This is a genomic window from Kitasatospora sp. NPDC057936 (genome assembly GCF_042887525.1).
GTDB lineage: Bacteria > Actinomycetota > Actinomycetes > Streptomycetales > Streptomycetaceae > Kitasatospora.
Genome location: NZ_JBHVPD010000111.1, coordinates 14,768 through 32,285, shown reverse-complemented (window position 1 = coordinate 32,285; position 17,518 = coordinate 14,768). Strand labels below are relative to the sequence as shown.

General features: G+C 72.2%; 11 protein-coding genes. 2 read left to right on the top strand and 9 right to left on the bottom strand.

Going from position 1 to position 17,518, the window contains the following annotated elements; genetic code table 11:
• Positions 1 to 280 precede the first annotated feature (280 nt).
• The 9 genes from ACFVU9_RS38835 to eccD form a co-directional block, all read right to left on the bottom strand.
• Entirely contained in the window at positions 281 to 1,966 is a 1,686-nt protein-coding gene (locus tag ACFVU9_RS38835; RefSeq protein ID WP_380444483.1) for a ribonuclease J, read from the bottom strand.
• Between the two features lie 171 nt (positions 1,967 to 2,137).
• A complete protein-coding gene (gene dapA / locus ACFVU9_RS38830) occupies positions 2,138 to 3,037 on the bottom strand; it encodes a 4-hydroxy-tetrahydrodipicolinate synthase (RefSeq protein ID WP_380444484.1) in 900 nt (299 codons plus the stop codon).
• Between the two features lie 240 nt (positions 3,038 to 3,277).
• Positions 3,278 to 4,009 (bottom strand): FAD-dependent thymidylate synthase, encoded by a 732-nt coding sequence (thyX, locus tag ACFVU9_RS38825; RefSeq protein ID WP_380444485.1) that lies wholly within the window; start codon positions 4,007 to 4,009, stop codon positions 3,278 to 3,280.
• Positions 4,006 to 4,485 (bottom strand): hypothetical protein, encoded by a 480-nt coding sequence (locus ACFVU9_RS38820; RefSeq protein ID WP_380444486.1) that lies wholly within the window; start codon positions 4,483 to 4,485, stop codon positions 4,006 to 4,008. The genes thyX and ACFVU9_RS38820 overlap by 4 nt, the downstream gene beginning before the upstream one ends.
• Positions 4,486 to 4,510: 25 nt before the next feature.
• Complete coding sequence (gene dapB / locus ACFVU9_RS38815) at positions 4,511 to 5,257, bottom strand: 4-hydroxy-tetrahydrodipicolinate reductase (protein ID WP_380444487.1); 747 nt, start codon at positions 5,255 to 5,257, stop codon at positions 4,511 to 4,513.
• A 28-nt stretch (positions 5,258 to 5,285) separates the two neighbouring features.
• Entirely contained in the window at positions 5,286 to 6,638 is a 1,353-nt protein-coding gene (locus tag ACFVU9_RS38810) for a M16 family metallopeptidase (RefSeq protein ID WP_380444488.1), read from the bottom strand.
• Between the two features lie 120 nt (positions 6,639 to 6,758).
• Complete coding sequence (locus tag ACFVU9_RS38805; protein ID WP_387601734.1) at positions 6,759 to 8,966, bottom strand: polyribonucleotide nucleotidyltransferase; 2,208 nt, start codon at positions 8,964 to 8,966, stop codon at positions 6,759 to 6,761.
• A 454-nt stretch (positions 8,967 to 9,420) separates the two neighbouring features.
• A complete protein-coding gene (gene rpsO, locus ACFVU9_RS38800; RefSeq protein WP_030311414.1) occupies positions 9,421 to 9,711 on the bottom strand; it encodes a 30S ribosomal protein S15 in 291 nt (96 codons plus the stop codon).
• A gap of 183 nt (positions 9,712 to 9,894) precedes the next feature.
• Complete coding sequence (gene eccD, locus ACFVU9_RS38795; RefSeq protein WP_387601731.1) at positions 9,895 to 11,337, bottom strand: type VII secretion integral membrane protein EccD; 1,443 nt, start codon at positions 11,335 to 11,337, stop codon at positions 9,895 to 9,897.
• A gap of 290 nt (positions 11,338 to 11,627) precedes the next feature.
• On the opposite strand from eccD, the gene eccCa reads away from it, so the two are divergent.
• Both eccCa and ACFVU9_RS38785 read left to right on the top strand, forming a co-directional pair.
• Positions 11,628 to 15,572, top strand: a complete 3,945-nt coding sequence (gene eccCa / locus ACFVU9_RS38790; RefSeq protein WP_387601728.1) for a type VII secretion protein EccCa — start codon at positions 11,628 to 11,630, stop codon at positions 15,570 to 15,572.
• Between the two features lie 463 nt (positions 15,573 to 16,035).
• Positions 16,036 to 17,442, top strand: a complete 1,407-nt coding sequence (locus tag ACFVU9_RS38785) for an APC family permease (RefSeq protein ID WP_380444492.1) — start codon at positions 16,036 to 16,038, stop codon at positions 17,440 to 17,442.
• The last annotated feature ends 76 nt before the right edge of the window (positions 17,443 to 17,518 follow it).

Below are 17,518 nucleotides of genomic sequence, written 5' to 3'. Positions count from 1 at the left end.
ACGGACGCTTCCTTCGAGCCGCCTTCCAGCGGGCCCTCCGGGCGCTTCGTTCTTTCGTGTTTCCAGCTTATCAGATGTTTTCCGCTCCGTTTTCCCGGAGTTTCTTTCATCCAATCGGCTTTTGCCTTTCGGCGCTCCCGAACTCTACCAGAGTTTCTCGGGCCGTTTTCCTCGGTCCTTCTCGAATTCGAATTCGAGGGCTTCCTTGGGGCCGTCCCGTGGGGCAACCCGGAGAACATTACGCACCGGGCCGCCCCACGTCAAACCAGCCTCAGGGGGCTCAGACCTCGACGACGACCGGCAGGATCATCGGCCGGCGGCGGTAGTTGTCCGCCACCCACTTGCCGATGGTGCGGCGGACGAGCTGCTGCACCTGGCGGGGTTCGATCACGCCGTCGCTCGCCGAGCGGTCCAGGGCCTCCTGGAGCTTGGCGACGACCGGCCCGAACGCGTTGTCCTCGATGCCGGAGCCGCGGGCCTGGATGGTCGGGCCGCCCACGATCTTGCCGTTGGCCGAGTCGACGGCGACGAAGACCGAGATGAAGCCCTCCTCGCCGAGGATCTTGCGGTCCTTGAGCGAGGCCTCGGTGATGTCGCCCACCGAGGCGCCGTCCACGTAGACGTACCCGGCCTGCACCTTGCCGACGATCCGGGCGACGCCGTTCTCCAGGTCGACGCAGACGCCGTCCTCGGCGATGACCACGCGGTTGCGCGGCACGCCGGTGGCGATGCCCAGGTCGGCGGCCGCCCGCAGGTGGCGCCACTCGCCGTGGACCGGCATCAGGTTGCGCGGCTTGCAGATGTTGAAGAAGTACAGCAGCTCGCCGGCCGAGGCGTGGCCGGAGACGTGCACCTTGGCGTTGCCCTTGTGCACGACCTTGGCGCCCCAGCGGGTCAGGCCGTTGATCACGCGGTAGACGGCGTTCTCGTTGCCCGGGATGAGCGACGAGGCCAGGACGACGGTGTCGCCCTCGACGATGCGGATCTGGTGGTCGCGGTTGGCCATCCGGGACAGCGCGGCCATCGGCTCGCCCTGCGAGCCGGTGCAGATCAGCACGACCTCCTTGTCCGGCAGGTCGTCGAGCTGCTTGACGTCGACGACCATGTTGCCGGGGACCTTGAGGTACCCGAGGTCGCGGGCGATGCCCATGTTGCGGACCATCGAGCGGCCGACGAAGGCCACCTTGCGCTTGTACTCGTGCGCGGCGTCCAGCACCTGCTGGATGCGGTGCACGTGGCTCGCGAAGGAGGCGACGATGATGCGCTTGTCGGCGTTCGCGAAGACGTTGCGCAGGGCGGCCGAGATGTCCCGCTCGTGCGGGATGAAGCCGGGGACCTCGGCGTTGGTGGAGTCCACCAGCAGCAGGTCCATGCCCTCCTCCGCCAGCTTGGCGAAGGTCGGCAGGTCGGTCAGGCGGCCGTCGAGCGGCAGCTGGTCCATCTTGAAGTCGCCGGTGGCGACGACCATGCCGGCCGGGGTGCGCACGGCCACCGCGAGGGCGTCCGGGATGGAGTGGTTGACGGCGATGAACTCGCAGTCGAAGGGGCCGATGCGCTCGCGCTCGCCCTCCTTGACCTCCAGCACGTACGGCCGGATGCGGTGCTCGGCGAGCTTTGCCTCGATCAGGGCGAGGGTGAGCTTGGAGCCGATCAGCGGGATGTCCGGGTTCTCCCGGAGCAGGAAGGGGACGGCGCCGATGTGGTCCTCGTGCCCGTGGGTGAGGACGATGCCGTCGACCTTGTCGAGCCGGTCCCGGATGTAGCTGAAGTCCGGGAGGATCAGGTCCACGCCGGGCTGCTCGTCCTCGGGGAAGAGGACGCCGCAGTCGACGATCAGGATGCGGTCCCCGAATTCGAGGACCGTCATGTTGCGGCCGATCTCGCCGAGGCCGCCGAGCGGAGTGATACGGAGGGCGCCCTCCTTCAGGGCGGGCGGGGCGCCGAGTTCGGGGTGCGGGTGACTCAAAAGACTCTCCTCACGACGCACGCCATATGCCCGGGGTCCTCCCCCGGAGACATATGGCGTGCGTACTCAGTGTCGTGTGTTCCTACTGGGTCTGTGCTCTCGCGCCTTCGGTCCGGTCCAGCGGCGGTCCCGTGAGGGTCCGGCGAGCCGGGGCGCGCACGTCTTTGTCTGCTACAGGTGTACCCCGCCTGCGGCGAGATCCTTCTTCAATTGCGCGATCTCCTCGGGCGTCGCGCCGATCAGCGGCAGCCGCAGCGGGCCGGCGGGCAGGCCCTGGAGGCCCAGCGCGGCCTTGGTGAGGATGACGCCCTGGGTGCGGAACATACCGCTGAAGACCGGGAGCAGACCCTGGTGGATCGCCGTGGCCTTGGCCACATCGCCGGTCAGGTACGCGTCGATCATCGCACGCAGTTCGCCGGACACCACGTGCCCGACGACGCTCACCACGCCGGCGGCGCCGACCGACAGCAGCGGCAGGTTGAGGATGTCGTCGCCGGAGTACCAGGCGAGGTCCGAGCGGGCGATGGCCCAGGCGGCGGCGCCGAGGTCGCCCTTGGCGTCCTTGTTGGCGACGATCCGCGGGTGCTCGCCGAGGCGCACCAGCGTCTCGTGGCCCAGGGCCACCCCGCTGCGGCCCGGGATGTCGTACAGCATGACCGGCAGCCCGGTGGCATCGGCGATGTGCACGGCGTGCCGGTACAGGCCCTCCTGCGGGGGCTTGCTGTAGTACGGCGTGACGACGAGCAGGCCGTGCGCTCCGGCCGACTCGGCCTGACGGGCCAGTTCGGCGCTGTGGTGGGTGTCGTTGGTGCCGACGCCGGCGACGACGTGGGCGCGGTCCCCCACCGCCTCGACCACGGCACGGACGAGCTGGGCCTTCTCGGCGTCGCTGGTGGTCGGGGACTCACCGGTGGTGCCGTTGACGACGAGGCCGTCGTTGCCGGAGTCGACGAGGTGCGTGGCGAGGCGCTGGGCGCCGTCGAGGTCGAGTCCGCCGTCGGCGGTGAACGGGGTGACCATCGCGGTCAGGACCCGGCCGAACGGCGTCTGGGGGGTGGAGGTCGGAGCCATGCGTCCAAAGCTACTCGTAGGCGGTGGGGCGGCTACCACACCGGTCCAGGGTTCGGACAGGTGTCCGGCGGCGCTGGGCGGCCGGAACGGGCGGCGACACGGCGGTGACATGGGATTCCGGTGCTGCGTGCTCGGGGGTTCAGGCAGCACCGGAATCCGTGTTCACGAATGTAGGGAGCGGCCAGAAAAGCCGCAATCCAGACATGCCCGACACTCTGCCCATATGCTCATCGCCGCAGGTCAGGGCGCGACCCGGCCGTGCTTCTCGAAGGCCGCATGGGTGAGCGGCATGAGCTGCGCCCACTGCGCCTCCATCCGCTCGGCGACCATCTCGATCTCGCGCTGCGGGAAGGACGGCACGGCCGAGTTCTCCCGCTTGGTGCGCAGCGACAGGAAGTGCATCAGCGAACGGGAGTTGCAGGTCGCGTACATCGAGGAGAACAGGCCGACCGGCAGCACCGCGCGGGCCACCTCGCGGGCCACGCCGGCCGCCAGCATCTCCTGGTAGCGGTCGTAGGCCTCCCGGTAGGCCGCCTCCATCGACTCGGTGACGGTCTTGTGCTGCTCCGGGGTGCCCTCGACGAACTCGTAGCGGCCGGGGCGGCCCTGCTGGACGAGCTTGCGCTCCTCGGCGGGGACGTAGAAGACCGGCTCCAGCTCGCGGTAGCGGCCGGACTCCTCGTTGTAGGACCAGCCGCTGCGGTGGCGGTGGAACTCGCGGAAGACGAAGATCGGCGCGCTGATGAAGAAGGTCATCGAGTTGTGCTCGAACGGCGTGCCGTGCCGGTCGCGCATCAGGAAGTTGATCAGGCCCTTCGACTTCTCCGGGTCCTGCTGGAGCGCCTCCAGGGACTGCTCCCCCGCGGTCGAGACACGGGCCGCCCAGATGACGTCCGAGTCGGCGGCGGCGCTGCGGACCAGCTCCACCGTGACGTCGCTGCGGAACCGGGGGGCCGTCGTTTCGTCGCTCACGCGTTGCTCCTCGCGGGTTCGGTGCTGTCGTGCCGGTCCTGCTGGTGGTGCAGCCGGATGGCGTGCTGCATGGTCTTGCGGGCGCGCGGGGTGTCCCCGGCGTCGGCGTACGCCACCGCCAACCGGAACCAGACCCGCCAGTCGCCCGGCGCGGCCTCGGCCTCGGCCTGGCGGCGGGCGAACACCGCGTCGGCCGAGGCGCGGTCGATCCGGCCGCCCTTGGTGCGCTCCAGCTCGTCCACCGGCAGGCCGCCCTCGGCCTCCAGCTCGCGGGCGAGCCGCTCGCTGTCCCGGCCGAAGCGGACGGTCTGGCACAGGAACCAGACGCCGATCACCGGGATGACGAAGGCGCACAGCCCGATGCCGATGCCGAGCGGCTTGCCGGTGGCGACCAGCTGGACGCCCTCGCCGATGCAGATCAGCGCGACCAGCAGCAGCACGCCGGCGAGGACGAAGAAGCCGGTACGCGAGGTCATCGCACACTCCCGGGGGTCGGCACGGTCACAGGTCCAGGAAGTGTTCGAGGCCGAAGGTCAGCCCCGGGTGGTCGGCCACCTGGCGGGCGCCCAGCAGGATGCCCGGCATGAAGCTGCTGTGGTGCAGCGAGTCGTGCCGGATGGTGAGCGTCTCGCCGGTGTCGCCGAACATCACCTGCTGGTGGGCGAGCAGGCCGCGCAGCCGGACGGCGTGCACCGGCACCCCGTCGACGTCGGCACCGCGCGCGCCGGGCAGGCTGTGGGTGGTCGGGTCCTGCTGCGGCGGGCGGCCGGCCTCGGCGCGGGCGGCGGCGATCAGCTGGGCGGTGCGGGTCGCGGTGCCGCTGGGCGCGTCGGCCTTGCGGTCGTGGTGCAGCTCGACGACCTCGACGGACTCGAAGTAGCGGGCCGCCGTCTGGGCGAACTTCATGCCGAGGATCGCGCCGATGGAGAAGTTCGGCGCGATCAGCAGGCCGAGCTCCGGGGCGTCGGCCAGCCAGCCGCGGACGGTGGCGAGGCGCTCCTCGGTCCAGCCGGTGGTGCCGGTGACCACGTGGATGCCGTGGTGCAGGCAGAAGTCGAGGTTGCCCATCACCGAGTCGGGGTGGGTCAGTTCGACCGCCACCTGGGCTCCCGCCCCGGTCAGCTCCTCCAGCTCGGAGTCGCGCCCGAGCGCGGCCACCAGCTCAAGGTCCGGCGCGGCCTCGACGGCCTTGACGGCCTCGGAGCCGATCCGGCCCTTGGCGCCGATCACGGCGACACGCAGCGTCATAGCGAAGTTCCTCTCACACCAGCCGGTCTCAGACCAGCAGATCGGCGAGCTTGGCGGCCCGCTTGTCGTTGACCGGGCCGATCAGCGCCAGCGACGGCCGGTACGCGCCCAGCACATCACGGGCGACGGCCTGGACGTCGTCCAGGGTCACCGCGGCGATCCGTGCCAGCATGTCGTCCACCGACAGGTGGTGGCCGTAGCTGAGCTCGGCCTTGCCGATCCGGTTCATCAGCGAGCCGGTGTCCTCCATGCCGAGCACGGTGGAGCCGGAGATCTGGCCGATCGCGCGCTGCAGCTCCTCCTCGGTGATGCCCTCGGCGACCACCTTGGCCAGCTCGGCGCGGCAGATCCGCAGCACCTCCTCGACCCGCTTGGGCTGGCAGCCGGCGTAGATGCCGAACAGGCCGCTGTCCGCGTAGGACGAGGAGTAGGAGTACACCGAGTACGCGAGCCCGCGCTTCTCCCGGACCTCCTGGAACAGCCGGGAGCTCATCCCGCCGCCCAGGGCCGCGTTGAGCACGCCCATCGCCCAGCGGCGCTCGTCGTGCCGCGGCACCCCGGGCACGCCCAGCACCAGGTGGGCCTGCTCGGTGGAACGGTTGAGCACCTCGACCCGGCCGGCCGTGCGCAGCGCCTTGACGCCGCGCCGGGCCTCGGCGGGAGCGGCGGCGGAGGCCGCGAGCACCGGCGCGAAGGCCTCCTCGACCTGCTTGACCACCTTGCGGTGGTCGAGGTTGCCGGCCGCGGCGACGACGAGGTTCTCGGGCCGGTAGCGGCGGCGGTAGAAGCCGGCGACCTGGTCCCGGGTGAGCGTCCTGATCGTCTCCTGGGTGCCGAGGATCGGGCGGCCGAGCGGGCCGCTGCCGAAGATCACCTTGGCGAACAGGTCGTGGACAACGTCGCCCGGGTCGTCCTCGGCCATCGCCATCTCTTCGAGGATGACGCCGCGCTCGGCCTCGACGTCCTCGGCGCGGATGAGCGAGCCGGTGAGCATGTCGCAGACCACGTCGATGGCGAGCGGCAGGTCGGTGTCGAGGACCCGGGCGTAGTAGCAGGTGTTCTCCTTCGCGGTGAAGGCGTTCATCTCGCCGCCGACCGCGTCCAGGGCGGCCGAGATGTCCAGCGCGCTGCGCCGCTCGGTGCCCTTGAAGAGCAGGTGCTCCAGGTAGTGGGTGGCGCCGTTGAGCTGCGGGGTCTCGTCCCGCGAGCCGACGCCGACCCAGATGCCGAAGGTGGCGGAGCGCACCGTCGGCAGGGTCTCGGTGACGACCCGCAGGCCGCCGGGGAGCACGGTGCGGCGCACGGTGCCGGCGCCGTCGGCGCCCTTGAGCAGGGTCCGGGTGGTGCCGGGGCGCTGCTTCGCGGCCGGGGCCTGGGCCACGGGGGGTACCTCCAGAGGAAACGCGCGTTCTGAGGACACGCGTACGAACGCGGGGGGACAACAGGGTGCGGCCCGCACGCCGGGAGGCGTACGGGCCGCAAGGGGTCAGCTAGCGGCGCTTCACTCGGAAGCGGCCTCGCCGGCCTCCTCGCCCTCGATGACCGGGATCAGGGAGAGCTTGCCGCGCGGGTCGATCTCGGCGATCTCGACCTGCACCTTGGCGCCGACGCCGAGCACGTCCTCGACGTTCTCCACGCGCTTGCCACCGGCGAGCTTGCGGATCTGCGAGATGTGCAGCAGGCCGTCCTTGCCCGGCATGAGCGACACGAACGCACCGAAGGTCGTGGTCTTGACCACGGTGCCCAGGTAGCGCTCGCCGACCTCCGGCATGGTCGGGTTGGCGATCTGGTTGATCGTGGTGCGGGCGGCCTCGGCGGCCGGGCCGTCGGCGGCACCGATGTAGATGGTGCCGTCGTCCTCGATCGTGATCTCGGCGCCGGTGTCCTCCTGGATCTGGTTGATCATCTTGCCCTTGGGGCCGATGACCTCGCCGATCTTGTCCACCGGGATCTTGATGGTGATGATGCGCGGCGCGTTCGGGGACATCTCGTCCGGGGAGTCGATGGCCTCGTTCATCACGTCGAGGATGTGCAGGCGGGCGTCGCGGGCCTGCTTCAGGGCGGCGGCCAGGACCGACGCCGGGATGCCGTTCAGCTTGGTGTCGAGCTGGAGGGCGGTGATGAAGTTGCGGGTACCGGCGACCTTGAAGTCCATGTCGCCGTACGCGTCCTCGGCACCGAGGATGTCGGTCAGCGCGACGTAGTGGGTCTCACCGTCGATCTCCTGGGAGATCAGGCCCATGGCGATGCCGGCGACGGCGGCCTTCAGCGGCACACCGGCGTTCAGCAGCGACATGGTGGAGGCGCAGACCGACCCCATCGAGGTGGAGCCGTTGGAGCCGAGCGCCTCGGAGACCTGGCGGATGGCGTACGGGAACTCCTCGCGGGTGGGGAGCACCGGCAGGATGGCCCGCTCGGCCAGGGCGCCGTGGCCGATCTCGCGGCGCTTGGGCGAGCCCACGCGGCCGGTCTCGCCGACCGAGTACGGCGGGAAGTTGTAGTTGTGCATGTAGCGGCGACGCGTCTCCGGGGAGAGCGTGTCGAGCTGCTGCTCCATGCGGAGCATGTTCAGCGTGGTGACGCCCAGGATCTGGGTCTCGCCGCGCTCGAACAGGGCGGAGCCGTGGACGCGCGGGATGGCCTCGACCTCGGCGGCCAGGGTGCGGATGTCGGTGACACCGCGGCCGTCGATGCGGACCTTGTCCTTGATGACGCGCTCGCGGACGATCTTCTTGGTCAGCGCGTTGTAGGCGGCGCTGATCTCCTTCTCGCGGCCCTCGAACTCGGGGAGCAGCTTCTCGGCGGCGAGCGCCTTGACGCGGTCGAGCTCGATGTTGCGCTCCTGCTTGCCCGCGATGGTGAGGGCCTGGGCCAGCTCGTCCTTGACGGCGGCGGTCAGCGCGGCGAGGACGTCGTCCTGGTAGTCCAGGAAGACCGGGAACTCGCCGGTGGGCTTGGCGGCCTGGGCGGCCAGCTGGGCCTGGGCGGCGCACAGGACCTTGATGAACGGCTTGGCGGCGTCCAGACCGGAGGCGACGACCTCCTCGGTCGGGGCCTCGGCGCCGCCCTCGACCAGCTTGATGGTCTTGTCGGTGGCCTCGGCCTCGACCATCATGATCGCGACGTCGCCGTCCGGCAGGACGCGACCGGCGACGACCATGTCGAAGACGGCCGACTCCAGCTCGCTGTGGGTCGGGAAGGCCACCCACTGGCCGTTGATCAGCGCGACGCGCACGCCGCCGATGGGGCCGGAGAACGGCAGGCCGGCCAGCTGGGTGGAGGCGGAGGCGGCGTTGATCGCGACCACGTCGTACAGGTGGTCGGGGTTGAGCGCCATCACGGTGACGACGACCTGGACCTCGTTGCGCAGGCCCTTGACGAAGGACGGGCGCAGCGGGCGGTCGATCAGGCGGCAGGTGAGGATCGCGTCCTCGGAGGGCCGGCCCTCGCGACGGAAGAACGAGCCGGGGATGCGGCCCGCGGCGTACATCCGCTCCTCGACGTCCACGGTCAGCGGGAAGAAGTCGAAGTGCTCCTTCGGCTGCTTGGACGCGCTGGTGGCCGACAGCACCATGGTGTCGTCGTCCAGGTAGGCCACGGCGGAGCCGGCGGCCTGACGGGCCAGGCGGCCGGTCTCGAAGCGGATGGTACGGGTGCCGAAGGAGCCGTTGTCGATGACGGCCTCGGCGTAGAACACGTTCTCTTCCACCTGGAAGATCTCCTCTTTCGTACGTCTCCGGGAGAGCGTCCCCGCGTCCTGCCTGCCGGTGGGCCCTGTGCCCTCCTGTCAGGAGGGGCGGCAGTCGGGCCGGTCTTCGATCGAAGCCTCCGGCGGGTCCCGCTCGACTGCGGGGCTTCCGGGGGCCACTACCGAGGACCGGCGCCTCACGGCTGCCGGGCCGCGCGGGCGGTCCGCGTCTGGACGCTCTCTCGGATGCGGGCGGCTTCCGTTTGAAGCCTTCGGCCCGCGGGGGGTTGGGGTCCTTCTGCCTGGATGGCGTCTCGTGCGCCATCACCCGGCATGCCCACAACCCTACGGTGCAATCCTCGGCCACCTGGGGAGGTGCGCGCGAGTTGTTATGTCCGGGCGCCGCGGCCGAACGACCGCGGCATACGCGCGAGGGGCGGCTCCCCGGTGTGGGGAGCCGCCCCGAGCGGCGGTCTTAGCGGGCGCCGCCGGCGGCACCGCGACGGATGCCCAGGCGGTCGACGAGCGTACGGAAGCGCTCGATGTCCTTCTTGGCCAGGTACTGCAGCAGGCGGCGGCGCTGGCCGACCAGGATGAGCAGGCCACGGCGCGAGTGGTGGTCGTGCTTGTGGGTCTTGAGGTGCTCGGTCAGGTCCGAGATGCGGCGGGAGAGCATGGCCACCTGAACCTCGGGGGAGCCGGTGTCGCCCTCCTTCTGGCCGAACTCGGCGATGATCTGCTTCTTGATGTCAGAGGCGAGAGCCACTGCAACTCCTTAACGAGGTGAACCGAGCGGTCCTGGTCTACGGCACAGGACTCATCGAGAACTCGGTGTCGTAACGCGGGCGCCGGCCGCTTCCTCCGCACCCTGGGGGCGGACACACGGCTGCGCTCGAAGGCCAAGCGTACCAGCGCAGCCCACGCGGGCGGCCGGCGGGGCCGGGGCGGGTCAGCCGGCGGCCCCGCGCACCAGGCGGTAGACGTCGAGGACGGCGAGCGCGAGCGGGACGAGGGAGAGCAGGGCGAGGCCGTCGACGAGGTCGAGGACGCGCCCCCAGAAGGGGGAGACGCCGAGCCGGGGCACGACGAGCGCGGTCGCGGTGAGCACGGCGGCGCCGAGGGCGACGGCGGCGGTCAGCCAGACGGTGCGCAGGTCGGCGTCGGCGGGGGCGGCGCCCTCGGCGAACTGCCGGGAGTGCAGCGACAGGCCCGCGATCAGCAGGGCGAGGCCGAGCAGGCCGGCCGAGGTGAGCGCGAGGACCTGGGCGGTGTAGCGGAACAGCCGGGCGCGGAGCAGGACGGCGAGGCCGAGCGCGAGCGCGAGCAGTTCGGGGAAGGCCGCGTCGGTGAAGCCGAGCAGCGCGCAGGCGCCGGCGACGACCGCGGCGCAGCCGCCGACCAGGCCGACGAGGACCTCGTGGCCGCGCCGGGCCTGCTGCGCGATGCGCTCGTACCGGACGGTCTCGGCCCGGTCCTCGTCGTCCGCCTCGCCGCCGCGGGCCTGGCCGGGGGCGGCGTAGCCGACGGGCAGGCGGGCGGAGCGGGCGGCGAGGCCGGGCAGGAAGCCGATGGCGGCGACGGCGGCCACGCCGGTGACGGCGGCGATGCGGTGGGCCGGGGTGCCGGGCAGCAGCACGGCGGCGAAGGCGGCGAGGGCGCCCGCGGCGGCGGCGAGGGCGGCGGCGACGAACACCGCGTCGCGTTCGGGGAGCAGCGCGGCCAGCAGGACGGCGGTGACGAGGACGGCGACGCAGCCGGCCAGGAAGTGCAGCCGGCCGGGGCCGTCCCCGGGCCGGGCGGCGGCGAGCAGGCCGGTCCCGGCGATCAGGGCGTGCGGCAGCGCGCCGAGGCCGAGCGCGACCGCCGCCGGGGCGTCCCCGTAGACCCGGGCGCGGGCGCCGGCCAGGGCGGTGAGGACGACGGCGGTGACGCCGGCGAGGACGCCGGGCAGGCCGTGCGCGTCGTGGTGCGGGCCGGCGGACCACAGGGCGAGGCCGAGCAGCGCAAGCAGGACGGTGGCGCCGGTGAGGCCGGAGGCCCGGGTGAGTTCGGGGCTCCAGAAGCGGTGGTCGGCCGGGACGGCGCCCGCGATGGCGTCGGCGACGTCGTCGTAGACGGCCGGCGGGAGGGACTCGGCGAACGGGCGCAGCGTGAGCAGGTCGCCGTCGCGGACCTGCTGGGCGGCCAGCGACAGGCCGCCGTCGAGGACGGTGCCGTCCCGGCGGACCAGGTGGAAGCCGGTGGGGACGCCGTCGGGCTGGGTGGCGCGGGCCAGGCGCAGGACGTCGGGGTAGAGGTCGGCGAGGGGGAGGTCCTCCGGCAGGGCGACGTCGATCCGGCGGTCCGGGGTGACGACGGTGACCCGGGCGAAGCCCGTCGCTACGGCGTTCATGCACCCGCCTCGCTTCGCTCGGCAGGGGCATTCACCCACGTGCACCTGCTCCTGATGAGCTCGCGGGGCTCGCTCATGCGATCACCTCGGTCGTTCCACGCACTGGACGTTCCCCCCTGTCCCGGCGCCGGGGCGAACCTACCCGGCGTACACGCGAGTTGACGCGGCGCTACCCTACCCGTGCCGAGAGTACGGGTGCGACCGGTACCGTCGGGCGCCCTGACGCCGTGTCCGGCGGACGTGCCGGGCGGCCGCCTCCGGTGTACCGGCGCCTAGGGGTGGGGGGGCACATGGGTGTGATCATGGTGCGGCGTGCGGCCAGGGCTTATCCGCCCCCGGTGCCCGACGAGCCGGTGGAGCTGGTCGCTCCGCCCGAACTGCCGCGCCAGGGCGGCGAGGACTGGGTGTCGAGCGTCCTGCCGATGCTGGGCATGGGCGGCTCGGCGGTGTTCTTCTTCGCGCCGGGCTCCCAGGGGCCGATGCGGATCATGGGCGGGCTGATGATCGCCTCGACGGTCGGCATGGTGCTCGCGCAGATCGTCCGGGCCCGCCGGGGCGGTTCCACCGCGACGTCCGACGCCCGGCGCGACTACCTCAAGTACCTCCAGCAGACGCGGCGCGCGGTGCGCCGCACCGCCGAGCGCCAGCGCGGCGCGCTGCTGTTCCTCAACCCGGCGCCGGACCAGCTGTGGGCGGTCGTCGCGGGCGGGCGCCGGCTGTGGGAACGCCGCTCGGGGGACGCGGACTTCGCGCAGATCCGGGTCGGCCTCGGGCCGGTGCAGCTGTCCACTCCCCTGGTGGCACCGCGGACCGCGCCGGCGGACGAGCTGGAGCCGCTGTCGGCGGCGGCCATGAAGTCCTTCCTGAACGCGCACGGCACGCTCCAGGACCTCCCGCTCGCGGTGTCGCTGCGCGCCTTCTACCACGTCACGGTGTGCGGCGACCCGGACTCGGTGTACGGCAGCGTGCGGGCGATGATCGCCCAGCTGACCACCCTGCACTCGCCGGAGGACCTGCTGGTGGCGGTCGCCGCGGCGCCCGGCGCGGCCGGGGAGTGGGAGTGGACGAAGTGGCTCCCGCACAACCAGCACCGCAAGGAGACCGACGGCGCCGGCTCGCGCCGGCTGACCGCCACCGGGCTCGGCGAGCTGGAGCTGCTGCTCCAGGACGAGCTCGCCGGGCGCCAGCGGTTCGTCCGGGACGCCGCCGCCCCGCCGGACCAGCCGCACGTCGTCGTCGTGATGGACGGCGCCGGCGTGCCGCACGACTCGCTGCTCGCGAGCCCGGAGGGCGTGCAGGGGGTGACCGTCATCGAGGTCGTCCCGGGCGAGCTCGACGAGCCGAGCGGGCACCTGATGGCGACCGTCCGCCCCACCGCCATCGAGCTGCGCTCGGCCTCCGGGGCCGCCTACACCGGCACGCCCGACCTGCTCTCGGCCCGGCAGTCCGAGGCGCTGGCGCGGCAGTTGGCGCCGTACCGGATGCCGGCCGGCGGCGACGAGGAGCCGCTGCTGTCCGACCTCGACTTCACCGACCTGATGAACTCCGGCGACCCGGGCTCCTTCGACGTCTCCCGGGGCTGGCGCCCGCGCGGCCGGCACGAGCGGATGCGGGTGCCGATCGGCGTCGGCGCGGGCGGCGAGCACGTGTTCCTGGACATCAAGGAGGCCGCGCTGGAGGGCATGGGCCCGCACGGCCTGTGCGTCGGCGCGACGGGGTCGGGCAAGTCGGAGCTGCTGCGCACGCTGGTGCTGGCGCTCGCGATGACGCACTCCTCGGAGGAGCTGAACTTCGTCCTCGCCGACTTCAAGGGCGGCGCGACGTTCGCCGGCATGGCCGAGCTGCCGCACACCTCGGCCGTCATCACCAACCTGGAGGGCGAGCTCACCCTGGTCGACCGCATGCGGGACGCGATCGAGGGCGAGCTGCACCGCCGCCAGGAGCTGCTGCACCGGGCCGGCAACTACGTCAACATCCACGAGTACGAGCGGGCGCGCGCGGCCGGGGCGGCCCTGGACCCGCTGCCCTCGCTGGTGCTGATCATCGACGAGTTCTCCGAACTCCTCACCGCCAAGCCGGACTTCATCGAGATGTTCATCCAGATCGGCCGGATCGGCCGCTCGCTGGGGGTGCACCTGCTGCTGGCCTCGCAGCGTCTGGAGGAGGGCAAGCTGCGCGGCCTGGACACCTACCTCTCCTACCGGATCGGTCTGCGGACCTTCTCCGCGGCCGAGTCGCGGGCGGCGATCGGCGCGCCGGACGCCTACCACCTGCCGCCGGTGCCGGGCGTCGGCTACCTCAAGTTCGGCGAGGACGCGATGGAGCGGTTCAAGGCCGCGTACGTCTCGGGCCCCTACCGGGCGCCGGGGCAGCAGCACGCGGCCGGCGAGCAGCGGGCCGGCACGCGGCCGGTCCTGTTCACCGCGGCCGAGGTGGAGCTGCCGGAGCCCGCCGGGCAGGAGGAGGCGCGGGCCCCGGAGCAGGACGACGCCCTGGCCGACACCGTGCTCGACGTCTTCGTGCGGCGGATGGCCGGCCAGGGCCCGGCCGCGCACCAGGTGTGGCTGCCGCCGCTGGGCGCGGCGCCGGGCCTCGACCGGCTGCTGCCGCCGCTGCAGGCCGTGCCGGAGCGCGGGCTGGGCGCGCCCGGGTACCCGGCGGGCCGGCTGCGGGTGCCGATCGGCGTGGTCGACCGGCCGCGCGAGCAGCGGACGGACGTCCTGGAGCTCGACTTCGCCGGAGCGGCCGGGCACGGCCTGGTGGTCGGCGGCCCGCTCTCGGGCAAGTCGACGGTCGTGCGCACCGCGGTGGCCGCGTTCGCGCTCACCCACACCCCGCTGGAGGTGCAGTTCTACCTGCTGGACCTCGGCGCGGGCGGCTTCCGCACACTGGCCGGGCTGCCGCACGTCGGCGGGGTGGCCGGGCGGCTCGACGTCGACGAGGTGCGCCGGACGGTCTCCGAGGTGCACGGCGTGCTGAACCGGCGTGAGGAGCTGTTCCGGGCCGCCGGGATCGACACCATCGCGGCCTACCGGGTCCGCCGGGCGACCGGGCGGCTCCCGGACGAGCCCTTCGGCGACGTGTTCCTCGTGATCGACGGCTGGAACACCTTCAAGCAGGAGTTCGAGGCGCTGGAGCCGGTGATCGCCGACATCGCCCAGCGCGGCCTCGGCTACGGCGTGCACCTCGTCATCACGGCGGCCCGCTACGCGGAGGTGCGCCCGGCGCTCAAGGACCTGCTGCAGAACCGCACCGAGCTCAAGCTGGGCGACCCGATGGAGTCGGAGGTGGACCGCCGGACCGCGCAGAACGTCCCGGCGCTCGCCGGGCGCGGCGTCACCCCGGAGCGGCTGCACTTCCTGGCCGGACTGCCCCGGATCGACGGCTCGTCCGCGGTGGACGACCTCCAGGACGGCGTGGCCGCACTCGTCGCCGCCGTCGCCGGCGCCTGGACCGGCCCGCACGCGCCGCGGGTGCGGATGCTGCCGGCCGTCCTCGACGGGTACGGACTGCCGAAGGGCTTCGAGCACCCCGAGCGCGGGGTGGCCTTCGGCGTGGACGAGGCGGAACTGGCGCCGGTCTTCGTCGACTTCGAGACGGACCCGCTGTTCATCGTGTTCGGCGACACCCGGTCCGGGAAGTCCGCGCTGCTGCGGATGCTGGTCAAGCAGATCACCGAGCGGTACACGGCGGAACAGGCCGGCATCGTCGTCGCCGACTACCGGCGCGCGCTGCTGGGGGCCGTCCCCCGCGAGTACCAGGTGGAGTACGCGGCGACGCAGCCCGCGCTGACGAAGGTCGTCGACATGCTGCGCGGCGCCTGCTCGCGCCGCCTGCCGGGGCCGGACGTCACCGCCGAGCAGCTGCGCGACCGCAGCTGGTACCGCGGCAAGGACATGTTCGTGATCGTCGACGACTACGACCTCGTCGCGACGGGCTCGGGCAACCCGCTGACGCCGCTGGCCGAGTTCCTGCCGTTCGCCCGGGACATCGGGCTGCGGGTGATCGTGGCGCGCAGCGCGGGCGGCGCGGGCCGGTCACTGTACGAGCCGGTGCTCCAGCGGATGCGCGAGCTCGGCGGGCAGGGCGTGGTCCTCTCCGGCAACCGGGACGAGGGGGCGCTGCTGGGGACGGTCAAGCCGCAGGCGCTGCCGCCGGGCCGCGGGCTGTACGTGTCGCGGCGGGCGACCGGCGGACAGCTGGTCCAGACGGGGTGGCTGCCCGCCGAGCAGTGACGGACGGTGACCAAAGGGGTCGGGCCCGCTCGGGTCCGGCCCCTCGGCGCACCCCGGCGTCCCAGGTGTTGAAACGTTACCTAGATCTTTCCGGCGCGGGGCTGCGGTTCCCGCACCCCGCGCGGGGCTTGCGGGGCCGCTTCGGGGCGCCTGGGCGTACCGGCATCGGATCGGAGTGCAGCCTTCGAAAGGATGCTTTCAACATCCTGTTTACCTTGGATTCAAGTGCAATGCGGCAGAGGTAACAACTCGGACAATCCTCGCAATGACCGTACGTGATCATCGGATCGCATGTTTATGCCCTTCCGCGCAACGGATTCCGAAGCAGTTCCGGCGTTGACGCAATCATTACGCCCAAGGTTCCATTGCGGCCCGGGAGCGACCGGACCAAGACCCGAGCAACCAGCCAGCGGAGGCGATACCGCTCCCATCCCAGGACCGCACAGAGCCGATCGGAAGCCACATGACCGACACGCTTCGCCAGCCACTCGACGTAGCCCCCACTACGCACGAGACAGTCGCCCCCCAGCAGCTCAAGCGCTCCATCGGCGTCGTGGGCGGCACGCTGCTCACGCTGTCCTGCGTCACCCCGGCCTCCACGCTCTTCGTGATCGTGCCGGAGCTGTTCTCCAGCATCGGCAGCGCCACCGCCCTCACCATCGCGATCGGCTCGGTGCTCTGCGTCGCCGTCGCGTTCTGCTACTCCGAGCTCGGCACGCTGATCCCCAGCGCCGGCGGCGAGTACGCGATGGTCGGCACGCTGGCCGGACGGCTGGCCGGCTGGCTGGTCTTCATCCAGTCGCTGATCGTGGTGATGATCGTCCCCTCGGTCATCGCGCTCGGCACCGCCGACTACCTGGCGCCCGTCCTGCACGTCGACAAGCCCATCGCGGGCGCCGCGGTCATGCTGGCCGCCACCCTGGCCGGCCTGCTGGACCTGCGCGCCAACGCCTGGATCACCGGCGTCTTCCTGGTGCTGGAGGTCGTCGCGGCCGGCGTCGTGTCGGTGCTCGGCTTCGCCCACACCAACCCGGACCACCCGAGCCTGCTGCACGGCGTGGTCGCCGGGGACAACGGCGCCACCACCACCGTCGGCATCGGCGCCATCATCGGCGCGCTCGGCATCGCCCTCTTCGTCACCCAGGGCTTCTCCACCGCCGTCTACCTCTCCGAGGAGCTGGAGAACCCCCGCCGCACCGTCTCGCGCACCGTGCTCTGGACGCTCGGCCTCTCCAGCGCCATCATCCTGATCCCGGTCGCTGCCATCACCATGGGCGCCCCCGACCTGCAGACCCTCGCCGCCGGCGACATCTCGGGCATGGTCACCGCCTGGAGCAACTCGGCGGTCGGCACCTTCATCAGCCTCTGCATCGCGCTGGCCATCATCAACGCCGGCATCGTCATGGTCATCCAGAACTCCCGCGTGCTGTTCGCCTCCGCCCGCGACAAGGCCTGGCCCGGGCCGGTCAACAAGGCCTTCGGCACCCTCGGGCGCTTCGGCTCCCCGTGGATCGCCACCCTGGCCGTCGGCCTGCCGGGCGCCGCGCTCTGCTTCGTCAAGGGCCAGCTGCTCAGCAACATCACCGGCGTCGCCGTCACCGCGATGTACCTGCTGGTCGCGGTCGCCGCGCTGCTCTCCCGCCGCGGCCACCACAAGCACGCCGCCGCCTGGCGGATGCCGCTGTGGCCGGGCGTCCCGGTGGTCCTGATCGCCGTCCTGGTCTACGTCATGACCCAGCTGGACACCGAGCCCCTGCTCTGGACCGGCGGCATCACCGCCGCCGCGACCCTCTACTGGCTGTTCTACCTGCGCCCCCGGCAGGACTCCCGCTGGGTGATCAGCCTCCCCGAGGACCAGCAGCAGGCCTGACCCCCACCCCTCCCCCACCGCGCGGGGGCCCCCGGGTGCCCCCCCCCCCCGGCCCCCCCCCGGGGGCGGGGGGCCA

What these genes read in the sequence shown, in the direction of transcription:
- dapA (WP_380444484.1), bottom strand. Translation starts at nt 3,037, where the DNA reads ATGGCTCCGACCTCCACCCCCCAGACGCCGTTCGGCCGGGTCCTGACC.
- ACFVU9_RS38820 (WP_380444486.1), bottom strand. Translation starts at nt 4,485, where the DNA reads ATGACCTCGCGTACCGGCTTCTTCGTCCTCGCCGGCGTGCTGCTGCTG.
- dapB (WP_380444487.1), bottom strand. Translation starts at nt 5,257, where the DNA reads ATGACGCTGCGTGTCGCCGTGATCGGCGCCAAGGGCCGGATCGGCTCC.
- eccD (WP_387601731.1), bottom strand. Translation starts at nt 11,337, where the DNA reads ATGAACGCCGTAGCGACGGGCTTCGCCCGGGTCACCGTCGTCACCCCG.
- eccCa (WP_387601728.1), top strand. Translation starts at nt 11,628, where the DNA reads ATGGGTGTGATCATGGTGCGGCGTGCGGCCAGGGCTTATCCGCCCCCG.
- ACFVU9_RS38785 (WP_380444492.1), top strand. Translation starts at nt 16,036, where the DNA reads ATGACCGACACGCTTCGCCAGCCACTCGACGTAGCCCCCACTACGCAC.